Source organism: Serratia sp. Ser99, assembly GCF_024519545.1.
Lineage (GTDB): Bacteria > Pseudomonadota > Gammaproteobacteria > Enterobacterales > Enterobacteriaceae > Serratia > Serratia liquefaciens.
Genome location: NZ_JALJRT010000009.1, coordinates 101,233 through 118,005 on the forward strand (window position 1 = coordinate 101,233; position 16,773 = coordinate 118,005).

Genomic DNA, 16,773 nt, shown 5'->3' on the forward strand with positions numbered 1-16,773 from the left:
TGCGTTGTCACAAATGTGCTAACGTTGGCAGGTTTTCAGTTGTTAAATATTGAGCGAATGCAGGAGTATCAAGATGGAAAGCCGTATCCAGTTTCGCATTGAGGATGAGACTAAACGTTTGGCGCAGAAAGCCGCAGAAGCCAAGGGGATCACTTTGAGTGAGGCGTGTCGACGTTTGGCTGAGCAAATGGCGGATGAGCAACGGGCCACTGAGCAACATGAAAATTGGTTGAAAGAAAAGGTTGATGCCGCTTTTGCCCGTTTGCATGAAGGAAGTGCGGTCTATCTTGACCAGCAACAGGTTGATGAAAGCATGGATGCCTTTAAGGCAAAAGTCCGAGCGAAATACGACCGAAAATAAGGATCGTTATGCGTGTCGAATGGGATGAAGAAGCGCTACGGGATAGGGAACGTATTTTTGATTTTCTCTATCCTTTTAATCCACAGGCTGCTGAGCAGGCTGATGCTGAGATTGATAAGGCAGTGAAGCGCCTGTTGGATTACCCTGAACTCGGTAAAATTTGGTACAGACAGGCGCGTAAGTTATTGGTCAGCCAGGCTTCGTTATTAGTTTTATACGTTGTTGTCGACGACGTGATTAAGGTTTTAGCCGTTGCTCATCAACGAGAGAAATTCCCCGACCCCGACATAGAGAACTAACGCAGCTTATGCACCACCTGATTAGCGCTGCCGCGCCAAATCAGCGCCGGATCTTTTAAGTCCTGCACAAACTTTCCGTCAATCAACACGTTAATCCTGTCCACTATCTGCATTTGCTGCGCATCCAGCTCCGCCAGCCGGTAGCCGGTCCACAGCCAGATATCCTTGCCGGGGCATTCGGCGCGCACCCGTTTTACCAGTTGCAGCACCGCCGCGACGTTGGCGGGGTGCAGGGGATCGCCACCGGACAGCGACAGCCCCTGGCGCTGAATGCGCGTATCGTTCAGGTCGGCAATCAACTGATCTTCCATCGTCTGGGTAAACGGCTGGCCGGAGTTAAGCCGCCAGGTACTTTTGTTGTAGCAGCCGGGGCACTGGTGCACGCAGCCGGCAACAAACAGCGTGCAGCGGGTGCCGGGGCCGTTGACGACATCAATGGGGTAATACTGGTGATAATTCATGTGAGGTCTGCCCATCTGGCTATTTTACTTGCCATTTTCCCCCCGGGCAGTGCTCTGAATACTCAGGTACTGCGTGTACGCTCCGTTTCTTCCGCGCTGGCCGAGGGTAAATTGGCGGCGACAATCACGCCCGATGAACAGACTTATGCTCAGCAGGCTTGACGATCTTTGCTTCAGCCGATCTGCCCGTTCCCCAGGTGTTTCACCCGGCGTTTCACCTCTTCTTGCTTGCCGGCATTGAACGGCCTGGCGTCTGGGCTGCCGAGATAACCGCACACCCGGCGGGTGACGGAGACCTTGGATGGCTCGTGGTTACCGCATTTCGGGCAGGTGAAGCCCTTGCTGGTGCAAGAGAATTCTCCGGTAAAACCGCACTCGTAACATTCATCGATGGGGGTGTTGGTGCCGTAATAGGGCACGCGGCTGTAGCTGTAATCCCACACGTCTTCGAGCGCTTTCAGGTTGTGCTGCAGGTTCGGGTATTCGCCGTAACAGATGAAGCCGCCGTTGGCCAGTGGCGGATAGGGGGCTTCAAAATCCAGCTTGTCGTAAGGATTGACCTTTTTCTCTACGTCGAGGTGGAAGCTGTTGGTGTAATAGCCTTTGTCGGTCACGCCAGACACCACGCCGAAATCGGCGGTATCGAGCCGGCAGAAGCGATCGCACAGGTTTTCGCTTGGCGTGCTGTACAGGCTAAAGCCGTAACCGGTCTCGGCTTTCCAACTTTCCGTGGCGGCCCGCAGGTGCGCAACGATGGCGATCGCCTTGGCGCGCAGCGTTTCATCGTCGTATACGTGTTGTTCGTTGCCGAACAGGGCGTTGATGGTTTCATGCAGACCGATGTAACCCAGCGAAATAGAGGCGCGGCCATTCTTGAAGATCTCGGCAATGTTGTCATCTGCCTTCAGGCGTACGCCGCAGGCGCCTTCCATATACAAAATAGGGGCCACGCGCGCCTTGATACCTTCCAGCCGGGCAATGCGCGTCATCAGCGCTTTTTTCGCCAGCAGCAAGCGCTGATCCAGCAGATCCCAGAAGCGGCTTTCATCGCCCATGGCCTCCAGCGCAATACGCGGCAGGTTCAGGCTGATCACGCCGATATTGTTGCGGCCATCGTGTACCAGCTCGCCCTCTTCTTCGTAAGTGCCGAGGAAGCTGCGGCAGCCCATCGGCGTTTTGAACGAGCCGGTGACTTTCACCACCTGATCGTAATTGAGAATGTCTGGATACATGCGCTTGCTGGCACATTCCAACGCCAACTGCTTGATGTCGTAGTTCGGATCGCCGTACTGATGATTCAGGCCGTCGCGGATGGCGAACACCAGTTTAGGGAATACCGCCGTTTTACGGTTTTTGCCTAGCCCGGCAATGCGGTTACTCAGGATAGAACGTTGGATCAAGCGTGATTCCCAAGAGGTCCCCAGCCCGAAACCAAAGGTGACGAACGGCGTCTGGCCATTGGCGGTGTGCAGGGTGTTGACCTCGTATTCCAGCGACTGGAAGGCGTCGTAACACTCTTTTTCGGTGCGCGCCATGGCATAGCTTTGCGCATCCGGGATCTGCCACTGTTCGGCGACCTGCTGGTGTTTGTTAAAGCTTTCGGTGACGAACGGCGCCAGGATCTCGTCGATACGGTTAATGGTGGTACCGCCATAAATATGGCTGGCCACCTGCGCGATGATTTGCGCGGTCACTGCGGTAGCGGTGGAGATCGACTTCGGGGGTTCAATCTCGGCGTTACCCATCTTGAAGCCGTTGGTCAGCATGCCCTTCAGGTCGATCAGCATGCAGTTGAACATCGGGAAGAATGGCGAGTAGTCGAGATCGTGGTAGTGGATCTCGCCTCGCTCATGGGCCAGCACCACGTCACGCGGCAGGATGTGCTGCTTGGCATAGTGCTTGGCGACGATCCCGGCCAGCAGATCGCGCTGGGTGGGGATCACCTTACTGTCTTTATTGGCGTTTTCATTGAGCAATGCCACGTTGCTTTGCTCGACCAGGCCGCGGATCTCCTGGTTCAACCGTCCACGCAGTTCACGCGCGACGTCGCGATCGTGACGGTACTCAATATAGGCCCGCGCCAGCTGCTTGTATTCGCCGGCCATAAGCTGGTTTTCCACTGCCCGCTGGATTTCATGGATATCGACGCGCGGCTGCTGCGATATCTGTTGAGCGACTACGCGGGCGACGGTTGCGCAGTAGTCCGCATCGACGATCCCCACGGCCAGCGCGGCCCGCTCGATCGCTTGCCCAATACGTGCCTCGTCAAAAGGTACCTGACAACCGTCCCGTTTAATCACTACTGGTTTCACGTTGTTACTCCTTGTTCCCCGAGGGAGCGTTGATACCCTGCCTTGCAGATTTCAGCCTGAAAGCTAGCGGGTATCGGTATGATTTCAGCTTATCCACAGGGCAATGCCGCAGCACGCAAGGGCTGAGGCGATGTGTGGATGATTTTGTGGATAACTACTATATATAGTTGTTGTCGTTTCTTAATGCACTATATATAGATGTTGATGGGGTTCTTTTGACGTAGGACAAAGAAAATGAAAGAGCGCGCGTAAGCTGTACAGACGTTAATTTTGGCCTGAATGCTCAGGCCGGACGAGAGTGGAAATGTTCGAGCAGGAACTCAACCCAGACGCGCACTCGCGGGGGCAGATCGGCCGAGGCATAGTACAACCACAGTTGGGTTGGCTGCGGCCAGCATTCTGCCAGCACCGGCAGCAGGGTACCCTGCGCAAAGTGATGCTCCGCATACCAACGCGCCAGACAGACGATGCCCAGGCCAGCCAGTGCCGCATCCAATAACATCTCCGGCCGACTGGCCACCAGGCGGCCATGCAGCTCCAGCGTTTTGGCTTCGCCATGTCGATGCAACGGCCATTTTACGCTGCGGCCGGTGGCTGGGTTACGGTGCAGCAGACAATTATGTTGCAGCAGATCGTCAGGATCCTGCGGCGTGCCGTGCTGCGCAAGATAGCCGGGCGAGGCCGCCAGAACCATCTGCATCGGATACAGTGGCCGCGCTACCAGCCGGCTGTCGGGATCGACCCGGCTGCCGATGCCGACGTCAAATCCTTCGCCCACCAGATTGACCACGCGGGCATCCAGTGAGAGATCGAGATCGATCTGCGGATAACGTTCCAGGAATTGCGGGATCAACGGCATCAGGATCTGGCGGCCGAAGCCGGGGATCATGCTGACGCGCACCGTGCCGGAAGGTGCCTGCTGGGCGCTACCGGCAGTTTCCAGCGTGGCGGACAGCGCCTGCCATAGCGGTGCGACTTGCTGCAACAGCGCCTTACCTTCGTCGGTGAGCACCACATTGTGGGTATTACGCTGGAACAACCGCAGCGCCAGTTTTTCTTCCAGCACGCGAATATTTTTACTGATCGCCGCCGGGGTGACGCCCAGTTGGCGCGCGGCGGCGGAGAAATTCTGCGCCTGGGCGGCCGCGAGAAAGGCCGGCAGCAGGCGGTGCACGTCAAAGGGCAGCGACATAGTGGTTGATACTTTCAGTTGAAATTGAAGTGACGATTCACAGCCTACACCCGCGGCGCTGGAAATGGAAAAATGCGTTATCAAATCTTAATCAAGGATCCTTTATGTCGCGTATTTTAGTGTTGGCCGCCCACCGTTTTCCCGACGAATCACGCATCAACAAAGCGTTGATCGAAGCGCTTCGTCCTTTGCATAACGTCACTGTCCACGAACTGATGCGTGCTTACCCGGACTATCAAATCGACGTGGCGCGTGAGCAAGAGCTGCTGCAAAACCATGATGCGGTGGTGATGCTGTTCCCGTTCTATTGGTACAGCTCACCAGCGATTCTCAGCGAGTGGCAGGATGCGGTATTAACCCACGGTTTCGCCTACGGCAGTGAAGGTACCCAACTGCATGGCAAGCCCTTGCAACTGGTGGTCACCACCGGCGGCAATCAGCAGGCCTATACGGCGGAAGGGTATAACCGCTATCCGGTCGAGGATTTGCTGCGTCCGTTCCATGCGATGGCCAACCTGACCGGCATGGATTATCTGCCGCCGCATCTGGTGCAGGGCGTCTTTGATATGAGCGATGAGCGTCTGGCGCAAGAGGCTGCCGGAGTGGTGGCTCTGTTGAAAAAAGAGTAGGGCGCAGCCTGAGGCCGCGCCCTGGGGGTTAGTCCTCTAACAACCACCACACCGCTTCGAACGGGCGCAGGGTTATGGCCTGCGGTTGCGTAGGCGCATCGGCGTAATTGCTCATCAGCGGACGCCACAACGCTGAAGGTTCCACGCCTTCCGCCTGCCAGGCCAGCGGTTCACGGCTGAGGTTGGCCGCCACCAGCAGGCGTTGGCCGTTCCAGCGGCGCTGGTAGCACCACAGCGCCGGATGGTTGGGCGCCAGATCCTGATAGTCACCGTGGGTCAACAGCGGATACTGCTTGCGCAGGGTGATTAACTGACGGTAGGCGTAAAACACCGAGTCCAGATCGGCCAGTGCCGCTTCAGCATTGATTTGCGGGTAGTTTTCCGCACAGCCAATCCACGGGGTTCCCTGGGTGAAACCGGCGTTGGGCGCGGCACTCCACTGCATTGGCGTGCGGCCGTTATCGCGCGATTTAGTGGCCAGGATCGCCAGCAATTCGGCGTCACTTTTGCCCTGGGAACTCAGGTCGGCGTACATGTTCAGGCTTTCCACATCGCGGTACTGCCCGATGGTGCTAAAGCCGGGATTGGTCATGCCGAGCTCTTCGCCCTGATAAATATAAGGCGTGCCCTGCATGCCGTGCAGCACCATCGCCAGCATTTTGGCGGCCGGTACTCGCAGTTCGCCTTCATCGCCGAAGCGCGAAACGATGCGCGGCTGATCGTGGTTACACCAGAACAGCGCATTCCAGGCCTGGTTGTGCATGCCCTGCTGCCAGTGGTGGAAAATCTGTTTCAGTTCAACGTAATCCGGTGCCGCCAGCGTCCATTTCTCGCCGCCGGCATAGTCCACTTTCAGATGATGGAAGTTGAAGGTCATCGACAACTCTTCACCGCTTTGCGCAGCGTACTGCCGGCAATGCTCCAGGGTGGTGGAGGACATTTCGCCCACGGTCATCAAGCCGCGCGGCTGGAACACGTCGCGGCTCATCTCCTGCAGGAACTCATGAATACGCGGTCCGTCGGTATAGAAACGGCGACCGTCACCCTGAGGATCGGACGGGAAATCCTGCTGCTTGGAAACCAGGTTAATCACGTCGAGGCGCAGGCCGTCGACGCCTTTGTCGGCCCAGAACTGGCACACTTTCTTCAATTCTTCGCGGACCGGCGGGTGTTCCCAGTTGAGATCGGCCTGCTCGGTGGCAAACAGATGCAGATAATACTGGCCGCTGTCGGCATGCCACTGCCAGGCATTACCGCCAAATTTGGAACGCCAGTTGTTCGGCGGGGTATCACCTTCGCCATCGCGCCAGACGTAGAACTGGCGGAAAGGGCTGTTCGGTTCTTGCGAAGCTTTGAACCACGGGTGCTCGGTTGAAGTGTGGTTGAACACCATATCCATGACGATGCGGATGCTGCGCTGGTGGGCGGCGGCAATCAGTCGGTCGAAATCCTCCATGGTGCCGTAGGCCGGATCGATGGCGCAGTAGTCCGCCACGTCATAACCGTTATCGACCTGTGGGGAGACATAAACCGGCGTCAGCCAGATCGCATCGACGCCCAGCTCCTGCAGATAGTCCAGCCGCTGGGTCACACCGGCCAGATCGCCGTAGCCGTTACCGGTGCTGTCCTGAAAACTCTTCGGGTAGATTTGGTAGATGACGCCGTTTTGCCACCAGGGGATTGGATTGCTCATAGTCATACCTTTAAATCGTGACAACGGGCCCGGCATGCCAGGCCCCTACATTTTAATCAGACCGGCAGCTCACCGCGGCTGGCTTTGCGTTTGTAAACCATCATGGTCAGGACCAGCGGGATAATCACCGCCACCAGGATCGCCACCGTGTAAATCATCCAGAACTGAGGTTTGATCGACAGGATGCCCGGCAAACCGCCGACGCCGATGCCGTTGGCCATCACGCCGTCCAGGCCGCAGATCAGCCCGGCGAAGGCAGAGCCGATCATCGCGCACAGCATAGGGAAACGGTATTTCAGGTTGATCCCGTACATTGCCGGTTCGGTGACGCCAAGGTAGGCGGAGATTGCCGCCGGGACCGAGATTTCACGTTCGTTGGCCTTGCGGCTGACGATGATGATACCCAGCACCGCAGATGCCTGCGCAATGTTGGACAGAGCAATCAGTGGCCAAACCGGCGTGCCGCCCATGCTTTGGATCATCTGCATATCGATGGCCAACGTGGTCTGATGTACGCCGGTGATCACCAGCGGGGCATACAGGAAACCAAACAGCGCGGCCCCAATCGGCGCGAAGCTGCCGGTCATGACGGCTTTCACCGCCCAGGCTACGCCATCGCCAATCATGCGGCCGAACGGGCCGATAAAGGCGTGCGCCAGGAACACCGCCAGCAGCAGAGAAACGACCGGCACTACCACCAGATACAGGTAATCCGGCACGATCTTTTTCAAACGGGTTTCAATCCAGCCGAGTGCCATACCGGCCAGCATGGACGGGATCACCTGCGCCTGATAGCCGACTTTCTGGATGGTGAACCAGCCGAAGTTCCACACTTCCGGGATCTGCTGGCCGAGCTGATAGGAGTTCATCAACTGCGGCGACACCAGCGTGACGCCCAGCACGATGCCAAGCACCGGCGTGCCGCCCATTTTTTTCACCGTTGACCAACAGATGGCGACCGGCAGGAACATGAAGATGGCTTCACCGAGCAGCCACAGGAAGTCGTAAATGGTTTTCCACGCCGGGTGCATTTGCGCCAGCGTTTGGCCGCCGGACATCGGGATGTCGCCGATCACGTTGCGGAAGCCGAGGATTAAACCGCCGCTGATCAGCGCCGGCAGCAGCGGGAAGAAGATTTCGGCGAAGTGGGAGATAGCGCGCTCGCTCCAGGTCATGTTCTGGCGCGCGGCCACCTTGGCCTGCTCTTTATCGGCCTCGTTGACGCCGGTGGTGGCAATCAACGCCTGATAATAATCACCGACCTCCGGGCCAATCACTACCTGGAACTGCCCGGCATTGGTGAAGCAGCCTTTGACCATTGGCAGCTCTTCGATTTCTTTTGGTTTGGCAAGACTTGTGTCGTTGAGAACGAAACGCAGCCTGGTAATGCAATGGCTGACGGTGGCGATATTCTCGCGCCCGCCCACCAGCACAATCAGGCGATCGATATCCTGCTGTTTTACTTTGCCCATTATTAGATACCTTTCTTGGTATGAGACTGCCGCAGAGGTGTTGTTCGAGTGATGATCAAAGCTTAGTCATTTCGCTTTTTTTATGGAATGGGAACGTTCCCGGTTTGGGGCGAGGATCACAAAACGATAAAAAAATGACCACTTGTTGAACAGGGGAAATTTGAGAGCAGGCTGAAACATTCCGTAATATTATCTTGAACTGACGCAATGGCGGTTATACTGTTAGCCTTAACAATCAATGATTTGATTCAATTCAGCGGCACTCACGCCTGTGTTTTCAAAACCAATACGCTATTCGAGTGCTATTACCACGGACTTTTTTCAAGGAAGAATGATGACTTTGACATTGCCTCGACTGCTTATTGTCTTTACCGCGCTGCTCCTGAGCGCCTGTACCAGTCAAAAAAGTAGCCCGGAACGCCACGCTAAACATGCGGTTTATCAGTTGGCACGTGAAGATTTCTCCCCCGAAATGCGAACCCAAATCCCAGACTCGATAAAAGCGTCTATTCCGTTCTTCGACCAGTTCTACAAGATGGGGAAAGCCGATCGGGCCAAGGGCTTAACGCAGCAACAGGCACAGCAGCAGGAAGCCTATTTCCGCAGCCCAGAATTCCTCAGTGACATGGGAAAGAAAGGGCAATTTATCAATCAGCAATATTCAGTGGATAACCCGCAAAAACAACGCCAGATATTGCTGGATTCCGCCGTGGCCACCTACTGGGATGGTTACGAAGGGCGGCCTTGAAGACTGCCTACAAATGATGCAATAAACCCGCCGTCAGGCGAGTTTGCTTGGCACGATGATCTGGCGGAGGCCTTGTTCGCCGCTGAGCTGGCCCAGCAGCTGTTGCGCAGCCTGCAGTCCGGCGCTGCCGTAGCCGAGATCGACCGAGAAGGTTTCGGGGAACAAGAAGTTAAGCAACGGGGTGTTACCGATGCCGCACACCTGCAGCGGCGTAATATGCTGCTGTTGCAGGTATTTGATGGCGCCGAGGGCGATGGTGTCGGAGGCGCACACCAGCGCGGTGGTCTGTGGTTCGATGGCTGAGGCAGCCAGCTGGAAGCCGCTCTGATAACTCAATTCACCCAAGGCCACATGGGGGGAAATCCCCCGTTGGCGGCAGGCGTCCAGATAGGCCTGGTGGCGGCGCAAACCGGTGGTGGCATCCGACAGTTGCACCCCCAAATAACTGATATGGCGATGCCCCTGCTGGTGCAGGCGTTCCATCAACAGCCGTACGGCGCCGTCGTCGTCGTAGCACACCGAGGAAAAACCGTCGTATTCCCGCGCCAGCACCACCATCTTTTCTTGCCATGGGCTGAGCATGGCCGCCGTCAGGCCGGTGAAGCCAAACAGGATCACCCCGTCGACGTTGCGCTGTTGAAGGACATGCAGATGCTCTTCCACCAGCCGGGTTTCAAACTGGCTTTCCATCACGATAGGGTCGAAACCGTGCTGATACAGCAGCGGCAGCATGGTGCGTACCGCCTGGTTTTCTGACGGTGAATCGAGACGGGAAACGATGATGCCGACCACTTTATCGCTCTGGCCGCGCATGGCGCGCGCCGATTTGGACGGGGTAAACCCCTGCTGACGGATCACCGCTTCCACCCGTTCGCGGGTTTGCGGGCTCACGCTGCCTTCGTTGTTCAGCACGCGTGATACGGTGGATTTGCCTACGCCGCTCAGGCGTGCGATGTCCTTGATGGTCAGCCGGTTTTGCATGGTTTACTTTTCGTTGAGGTTAAAAGGCGTAGACTGGCGGCCTACGCTGAATGCCCGTCAGCATAGCTTATTTTCCGCAACGGATCTTGACGCTATGCAGGGATTTATGTGCTGCGCTGAACGGCCGCTCTTGTCGTTCGATCTTTTCATTTACCGGAGGTTATCATCCGTATGGATCCCGATCCGACCCCGTTAGACACCCACTCGGTGATCCGGTAAAACCTGCTCGCTTTGCGCTGCTGTTTTACCGGTGAAGTAAACGGTAACCGGTAGCGCACGCCCGTCGTTCGCTCCTGCTGCTTTTAAAAAAACAGGATCTGCCCCGGCAGAGGCTTTTTGGCACATCCAAAAGCCCGGTTGGGAGCGATCCCGCGTTCACCCGCTGCCGGGAGGCAATGGGCGACGAGGTGCAAAATAATGAAACTGAAAAATATTCCCCGTCAGCTGTTGGGCATGCTCAGCCGCAATTTACCGCGCCGTTTGGTGCACCGCGATAGCCTGTTGGACAGCCTTGGCGGCAAAGCGCAAGGGTTGCCCGCCGGATTGGCACAGCAGCGGCTGGAATGCGCCGCTGCCGACGTCACCGATCTGTATCTGCGTTTTCACAGCCACCCGGAAGGCATCACTGCTCATGAGGCTGAGCGGGTGCGCGAACGCTGCGGCGAGAACGTCATCGACGAGCAGCAAAAAGAAGCCTGGTGGCAGCACCTGTGGCACTGTTATCGCAACCCGTTCAACCTGCTGCTGACCGCGCTTGGCATGATCTCTTACGCGACGGAAGATCTGACGGGCGCACTGGTGATCGCACTGATGGTGGTGATCTCCACGTTGTTGAACTTCATTCAGGAAGCGCGATCCAATCGGGCGGCGGACGCGCTGAAGGCGATGGTCAGCAACACCGCCACGGTGATCCGCAGCGACGCATTGTCCGGGAAAAGCGAACATCTTGAACTGCCGATCTCTCAACTGGTGCCGGGTGACATCATCAAACTGGCGGCAGGAGATATGATCCCGGCGGATCTGCGCGTGCTGTCGGCCAAGGATCTGTTTATCAGCCAGGCGGCGTTGACCGGCGAATCTCTGCCGGTAGAGAAAATCGCCGAGCTGCGCGAACAGGCAGAAGATCCGTTGGAGTGCCAGAACCTGTGCTTTATGGGCACCAACGTGGTCAGCGGCACCGCGCTGGCGATGGTGATCGGTACCGGCGGCGGCACCTACTTTGGCCAGTTGGCGCAGCGGGTCATCAGCCAGGATGAACAGCCGAACGCCTTCCAGACCGGCATCAGCAGGGTCAGTTGGCTGCTGATCCGTTTTATGCTGGTGATGACGCCGATCGTTTTGTTGATCAACGGCTACACCAAGGGTGACTGGTGGGAAGCTGCGCTGTTTGCGCTGTCGGTGGCGGTGGGGCTGACCCCGGAAATGCTGCCGATGATCGTCACTTCAACGCTGGCCAGAGGGGCAGTGAAACTGTCCAGGCAGAAAGTGATCGTCAAACGTCTGGATGCTATCCAAAACTTTGGCGCCATGGACGTTTTGTGCACTGATAAAACCGGCACCCTGACCCAGGATAAAATCGTGCTGGAGCGCCACACCGACGTGTTCGGTGCCGCCAGCGATCGCGTACTGCATTACGCCTGGCTGAACAGCTTCTACCAGACCGGCTTGAAAAACCTGCTCGACGTGGCAGTGCTGAGCTGCGCGGAACAAAACCAACAGCCGGATGCGTTGCAGCATTACCGTAAAGTGGATGAGATCCCGTTTGATTTTGAACGGCGCCGTATGTCGGTGGTGGTGGCCAAAGACGCGCAATATCACGAACTGATCTGCAAGGGCGCGCTGGAAGAGATGCTGGCGATTTGCAGCCATGTGCGGCAGGAAGATGAGGTGATCCCGCTCAGCGAAGCGCTGCTGGCGCGAATTCGGCGCATCACCGACGATCTCAACCAGCAAGGGTTGCGCGTAGTGGCGGTGGCCAACAAGATCTTGCCGGCCCAGGCCCATGAATACAGCGTGGCCGACGAGTCGGATTTGATCCTCGAGGGCTACGTGGCCTTCCTCGATCCGCCTAAAGAGAGCACGGCGCCGGCGTTGGCGGCGCTGAAAAACAGCGGTGTCACGGTGAAGATCCTTACCGGTGACAATGAGCTGGTGGCGGCGAAGGTGTGCAAAGACGTCGGGCTGGCGGCGGATCACGTATTGCGCGGCAGTGAAATCGAACAGATGAATGACGAACAGCTGGCGCAGGCTGCGGCGCGTACCACGGTGTTCGCCAAGCTGACGCCGCTGCATAAGGAACGCATCGTCAAGCTATTGCGCCAGCAGGGCCACGTGGTCGGCTTTATGGGGGACGGCATCAACGATGCGCCCGCTCTGCGTGCGGCGGATATCGGTATTTCGGTGGACTCCGCCGTGGATATCGCCAAGGAAGCGGCGGACATCATCCTGCTGGAAAAAAGCCTGATGGTGCTGGAGCAGGGGGTCATCGAGGGACGCCGTACTTTTGCCAACATGCTCAAGTACATCAAGATGACCGCTAGCTCCAATTTCGGCAACGTCTTCAGCGTGCTGATTGCCAGCGCCTTTTTGCCTTTCCTGCCGATGTTGCCGCTGCACCTGTTGATCCAGAACCTGATGTATGACATTTCACAGATCGCCATTCCGTTCGACAACGTCGACGACGATCAGATTACTCAGCCGCAACGCTGGAACTCCGGCGATATTGGACGCTTTATGGTATTTTTCGGGCCGATCAGCTCGATCTTCGACGTGCTGACCTTCAGCCTGATGTGGTGGGTTTTCAAGGCCAATACGCCTGAAATGCAGACGCTGTTCCAGTCCGGTTGGTTCGTGGAAGGCCTGCTGTCGCAAACGCTGATTGTGCATATGATCCGCACGCGCAAAATACCGTTTATCCAGAGCCGTCCTTCATGGCCGCTGTGCATGATGACCCTGCTGGTCATCGTTACCGGCATCGGCCTGACCTTCTCGCCGTTGGCCGGATTCCTGCAGCTGCAGGCATTGCCGCTCGGCTACTTCCCGTGGCTGGTGCTAATCCTGACCGGCTATATGGTGCTGACTCAGTGCGTGAAAGGCTGGTTTGTGCGCCGTTACGGCTGGCAGTAATCGCTGCGCCCCTCTTTCGCCTGGAAGAGGGGCATCTGTGATCCAACCCGGCTTTTCACCCTTGTCGTTGGACATCTGTCCTGTGCTCAGTCTTTATTTACAGCTTAGCTGTCTTCCCCTTTGCCTTTCAAACTACCGCGTTGTTGGCTGCACGTCTTCACCCTAGTCACTTAGCAAATCTAAGCTCCCAGGGATTCAGACGTTTGCCGCCTGGCGGTAATTTGAAATTCGTTGGGGAGCAATTGATATTTTTTCCTCTGAGGAATTTCTGATGCACAGAACTTTGCGTTATACGCTACTGGCTTCATCGTTATTGCTTTCCCTGGGCGCGCTGGCGCAGCCGGCCGGCGATCTGCCGCTAATGCCCTGGCCGCAGCAGGTTGAACTGACTCAGCCGGCGGGCAAGCTGGTATTGGATCACCGTTTGTCGATTAGCCTGCAGGGGGACGATCTGGACGATGCGCTGCAGCGCTGGCGCCAACGTATTGAGCTGCAAACCGGCTGGACCCTGGTGCCGCAGGCCGAAAAAGCCACGGGCGTGGTCATCAAGGTGAATATCAAAGATAAGGTGGCGGCGCAGCCGCTGCCGGGGAGCGATGAAAGCTATAAATTGACGGTGACGCCGCAGGGGGTAACGCTGGCAGCCAATACCCGTTTCGGCGCGTTGCGCGGCATGGAAACCCTGCTGCAATTGGTGCAGACCGACGGGCAGAACACCTTCCTGCCGTTGGTGAGCATCACCGACGTACCGCGTTTCCCGTGGCGCGGTGTGCTGCTGGATTCGGCACGTCATTTCCTGCCGTTGGCGGACATTCTGCGTCAGCTCGACGGCATGGCGGCGGCCAAACTCAACGTGTTCCACTGGCACCTGACCGACGATCAGGGCTGGCGCTTTGCCTCCGAGCGCTATCCTAAACTGCAACAGCAGGCCAGCGACGGCCAGTTCTACACACGCGAACAGATGCAACAGGTAGTGGCTTACGCTAGCGCGCGCGGTATCCGGGTAGTACCTGAAATCGATCTGCCTGGCCATGCTTCCAGTATCGCCGTGGCCTACCCGGAATTGATGAGCGCGCCGGGCCCGTATTCGATGGAGCGCAAGTGGGGTGTGCATCTGCCGACGCTGGATCCGACCCGCGATGAAGTTTATCGGTTTGTTGACGCCATCATTGGCGAACTGGCTGCGATCTTCCCCGATCCTTATTTGCACATTGGCGGTGATGAGGTTGATGCCAGCCAGTGGAAGCAGTCCAAAACCATTCAGGCCTTTATGCAGCAGCACCAGTTGGCGGACACCCATGCGCTGCAGGCCTACTTCAATCAGAAGCTGGAGAAAATCCTCGAACAGCATCAGCGTCAGATGGTGGGTTGGGATGAGATCTATCATCCGTCGCTGCCGCGCAGCATTGTCATCCAGTCCTGGCAGGGGCAGGACTCGCTCGGCGCCAGCGCACAGGACGGTTACCAGGGCATTCTGTCTACCGGTTTTTACCTCGATCAACCGCAAAGCGCGGCCTATCACTATCGCAATGAGATCCTGCCGCAGCCGCTGGGCGTCGACACCGAGGTGCAGCCGGATGAAAAGGCGCAAAGCTGGCAGTTCAGCATGCCGCGGCTGAAGGGCAGCGCGGTAGAAGGCAGTTTTACCCTGATTGAAGGCAAGCAGGGCTGGCGGGGTTTTATCGATTTCAACGGTAAATCGCGCCGTGCGTTGCACGATATCGTCTGGCGTTCTCCGCAGCAGGTGAGCTTCCGGCTCGACAGCTGGATGGGGGATACCCGCCCGGTATTTACCCTGAGCCAGGACCAGCTCAGCGGCTATACGCTGGTGGGCAACGTGCGTTACCCGACCAGCGGCAGCAAGCTGACGGCGATCCCGGTGGGCAAGATGCCGGTGGTGCCGGAGACGAAGCAGCAGGCCAATATTCTCGGCGGTGAGGCGGCGCTGTGGGCGGAAAACATCAGGGCGCCGATCCTCGATCTCAAGCTCTGGCCGCGTGGGTTCGCGGTGGCGGAGCGCTTGTGGTCTGCGCAGGACGTGACCGATGAAAATAATATGTACCGCAGGCTGGCGGCAGTCGATGCCTGGTCGGTGGTGTCGGTGGGGTTGCAACAGCATGCGGAAACCGCACGCGAGTTCACCCGGTTGGCAAACAGCGTGACGATAGCACCGCTGCAAACCTTGGCCGAAGCGGTGGAGCCGGGCCAGTACTACACTCGACAGCATCTGAAATTCAAAGCCGGTAACTATCACCAGTTCGAACCGCTGAACCGTTTTGCCGACGCACTGCCGGCGGAAAGCAACGCGGTGCGCGAGATGGGCATGCAGGTTGCGGCGTTGGTGAAGGACCGCAACGATCGGGCGGCGGCGCAGGCGTTGCGCGAACGTTTACAACGCTGGCAGCTCAATACCGCACCGGTAAAAACGGTGATTGCCGGTAACCGGCTGATGCAGGATCTGGCACCGGTGGCGCAGGATGTCGGCGCGCTGTCCACGCTGGGGTTGATGCTGTTGGAGCGTTATCAACAGGGTAAACCGCTGAACAAGGCAGAAGCGACGCAGATACAGCAGCAATTGGACGCGGCGGCGCAGATACGCGACGAAGTGGTGATTGCGGCGGTCTATCCGCTGGAAGCGCTTTTGCGCGCCAGCGCTATCGAATGAGATAAGTCAGTATATGTAGCGCTCTGCATATGTAGGGGCTCAGCATGCTGAGCCCTCAAAACCTACAGTTGCAACGGCGGCAACTGTTTGAAAATACTGACCAGCCCTTCGCCCCAGCCTTTACGGATGGCGCTAAAATGCGGGTGATCTTCGGTGATACGGTACTGCTGCGCACTGCTAAAGCTGTCGCGCGGGTAGATCATCACGTCGAGCGGCAGGCCGACCGACAGGTTGCTGCGCAGCGTCGAATCCAGAGAGATCAGCGCGCACTGCATCGCCTGTTCCAGCGGGGTGTCGTAGGTCAGTACCCGATCGATAATCGGTTTGCCGTATTTGCTTTCGCCAATCTGGAAATAGGGCGTATCGCGGGTGGCCTCGATAAAATTACCCTGCGGGTAAATATGGAATAGCCGCATCTCTTCACCGCTGATCTGGCCGCCGAGCAGCAGGCTGCAGCTAAAGTCGGTCGTGCTGCCGCTTTGCTGGGCTTCGCTGTCGCGTTGGATCACTTCCCGCACCGTTTCGCCCACCAGCGTGGCGGCTTCGTACATGCTCGGTGCGTTCAGCAGGTTCAGGCGTTCGGGATCTTTGCTGCGGCGCTGTAGCAGGCTGATGATGCTCTGAGTGGTCGCCAGGTTGCCGGCGCTTTGCAACACCAGCATGCGTTCACCGTCCTGCTGAAACACGTGCAGTTTGCGGAAGGTGGAAATATGATCCACGCCGGCATTGGTGCGCGAATCGGAAGCAAAGACCAGCCCGGAAGACAAGCGCATGGCCACACAATAGGTCATACCACAATCCCTCAAAACGATACTGGCACGCCGCCAACCGCCA

Annotated in this window: 13 protein-coding genes; 6 read left to right on the plus strand and 7 right to left on the minus strand. The window is 57.4% G+C overall.

All coding sequences use genetic code 11. The annotated features are described in order from the left end of the window. The first annotated feature begins 73 nt into the window (after window positions 1-73). Both NR114_RS18020 and NR114_RS18025 read left to right on the plus strand, forming a co-directional pair. The gene (locus NR114_RS18020; RefSeq protein WP_020824985.1) at window positions 74-361 is read left to right on the plus strand and encodes a type II toxin-antitoxin system RelB/DinJ family antitoxin; all 288 of its coding nucleotides are present in this window, start codon (window positions 74-76) and stop codon (window positions 359-361) included. Between the two features lie 8 nt (window positions 362-369). Beyond that, window positions 370-660, plus strand: a complete 291-nt coding sequence (locus NR114_RS18025; protein WP_048762831.1) for a type II toxin-antitoxin system mRNA interferase toxin, RelE/StbE family — start codon at window positions 370-372, stop codon at window positions 658-660. Here the strand turns inward: NR114_RS18025 and nrdG are convergent. The 3 genes from nrdG to NR114_RS18040 form a co-directional block, all read right to left on the minus strand. Then, complete coding sequence (gene nrdG / locus NR114_RS18030) at window positions 657-1,121, minus strand: anaerobic ribonucleoside-triphosphate reductase-activating protein (protein WP_129983218.1); 465 nt, start codon at window positions 1,119-1,121, stop codon at window positions 657-659. The two genes, NR114_RS18025 and nrdG, sit on opposite strands and share 4 nt — an antisense overlap. A gap of 173 nt (window positions 1,122-1,294) precedes the next feature. Continuing rightward, window positions 1,295-3,433, minus strand: coding sequence for an anaerobic ribonucleoside-triphosphate reductase (gene nrdD, locus NR114_RS18035; protein ID WP_115060294.1), 2,139 nt, complete (start codon window positions 3,431-3,433; stop codon window positions 1,295-1,297). Window positions 3,434-3,716: 283 nt separating this feature from the next. Continuing rightward, on the minus strand, window positions 3,717-4,625 hold the full coding sequence (locus NR114_RS18040) for a LysR family transcriptional regulator (protein ID WP_020824989.1): 909 nt from the start codon (window positions 4,623-4,625) through the stop codon (window positions 3,717-3,719). 104 nt (window positions 4,626-4,729) lie between these two features. Here NR114_RS18040 and NR114_RS18045 point away from each other — a divergent pair, with 104 nt between their 5' ends. Next, entirely contained in the window at window positions 4,730-5,254 is a 525-nt protein-coding gene (locus tag NR114_RS18045) for an NAD(P)H-dependent oxidoreductase (protein WP_129941289.1), read from the plus strand. A 28-nt stretch (window positions 5,255-5,282) separates the two neighbouring features. On the opposite strand, the gene treC is transcribed toward NR114_RS18045, so the two are convergent. Both treC and treB read right to left on the minus strand, forming a co-directional pair. Beyond that, on the minus strand, window positions 5,283-6,947 hold the full coding sequence (treC, locus tag NR114_RS18050) for an alpha,alpha-phosphotrehalase (RefSeq protein WP_234530576.1): 1,665 nt from the start codon (window positions 6,945-6,947) through the stop codon (window positions 5,283-5,285). 56 nt (window positions 6,948-7,003) lie between these two features. Then, window positions 7,004-8,419 (minus strand): PTS trehalose transporter subunit IIBC, encoded by a 1,416-nt coding sequence (gene treB, locus NR114_RS18055; RefSeq protein WP_020824992.1) that lies wholly within the window; start codon window positions 8,417-8,419, stop codon window positions 7,004-7,006. Between the two features lie 334 nt (window positions 8,420-8,753). On the opposite strand from treB, the gene NR114_RS18060 reads away from it, so the two are divergent. Continuing rightward, window positions 8,754-9,167: an Exc2 family lipoprotein gene (locus tag NR114_RS18060; protein WP_020824993.1), complete on the plus strand. Its 414-nt coding sequence runs from the start codon at window positions 8,754-8,756 to the stop codon at window positions 9,165-9,167. 33 nt (window positions 9,168-9,200) lie between these two features. On the opposite strand, the gene treR is transcribed toward NR114_RS18060, so the two are convergent. After that, window positions 9,201-10,148 (minus strand): trehalose operon repressor TreR, encoded by a 948-nt coding sequence (gene treR / locus NR114_RS18065; RefSeq protein WP_020824994.1) that lies wholly within the window; start codon window positions 10,146-10,148, stop codon window positions 9,201-9,203. 417 nt (window positions 10,149-10,565) lie between these two features. Between treR and mgtA the strand changes: the two genes are divergently transcribed. Continuing rightward, complete coding sequence (gene mgtA, locus NR114_RS18070) at window positions 10,566-13,274, plus strand: magnesium-translocating P-type ATPase (protein WP_234530578.1); 2,709 nt, start codon at window positions 10,566-10,568, stop codon at window positions 13,272-13,274. Window positions 13,275-13,545: 271 nt separating this feature from the next. Further along, a complete protein-coding gene (locus NR114_RS18075; RefSeq protein WP_048762839.1) occupies window positions 13,546-15,939 on the plus strand; it encodes a beta-N-acetylhexosaminidase in 2,394 nt (797 codons plus the stop codon). 62 nt (window positions 15,940-16,001) lie between these two features. Here the strand turns inward: NR114_RS18075 and NR114_RS18080 are convergent, their stop codons facing one another. Beyond that, window positions 16,002-16,730: a proteasome-type protease gene (locus NR114_RS18080; protein WP_020824997.1), complete on the minus strand. Its 729-nt coding sequence runs from the start codon at window positions 16,728-16,730 to the stop codon at window positions 16,002-16,004. Window positions 16,731-16,773: the final 43 nt, after the last annotated feature.

Coding starts and splice junctions, on each gene's coding strand:
- NR114_RS18020 (WP_020824985.1), top strand. CDS start 74: ATGGAAAGCCGTATCCAGTTTCGCATTGAGGATGAGACTAAACGTTTG.
- NR114_RS18025 (WP_048762831.1), top strand. CDS start 370: ATGCGTGTCGAATGGGATGAAGAAGCGCTACGGGATAGGGAACGTATT.
- nrdG (WP_129983218.1), bottom strand. CDS start 1,121: ATGAATTATCACCAGTATTACCCCATTGATGTCGTCAACGGCCCCGGC.
- NR114_RS18040 (WP_020824989.1), bottom strand. CDS start 4,625: ATGTCGCTGCCCTTTGACGTGCACCGCCTGCTGCCGGCCTTTCTCGCG.
- NR114_RS18045 (WP_129941289.1), top strand. CDS start 4,730: ATGTCGCGTATTTTAGTGTTGGCCGCCCACCGTTTTCCCGACGAATCA.
- treC (WP_234530576.1), bottom strand. CDS start 6,947: ATGAGCAATCCAATCCCCTGGTGGCAAAACGGCGTCATCTACCAAATC.
- treB (WP_020824992.1), bottom strand. CDS start 8,419: ATGGGCAAAGTAAAACAGCAGGATATCGATCGCCTGATTGTGCTGGTG.
- NR114_RS18060 (WP_020824993.1), top strand. CDS start 8,754: ATGACTTTGACATTGCCTCGACTGCTTATTGTCTTTACCGCGCTGCTC.
- treR (WP_020824994.1), bottom strand. CDS start 10,148: ATGCAAAACCGGCTGACCATCAAGGACATCGCACGCCTGAGCGGCGTA.
- mgtA (WP_234530578.1), top strand. CDS start 10,566: ATGAAACTGAAAAATATTCCCCGTCAGCTGTTGGGCATGCTCAGCCGC.
- NR114_RS18075 (WP_048762839.1), top strand. CDS start 13,546: ATGCACAGAACTTTGCGTTATACGCTACTGGCTTCATCGTTATTGCTT.
- NR114_RS18080 (WP_020824997.1), bottom strand. CDS start 16,730: ATGACCTATTGTGTGGCCATGCGCTTGTCTTCCGGGCTGGTCTTTGCT.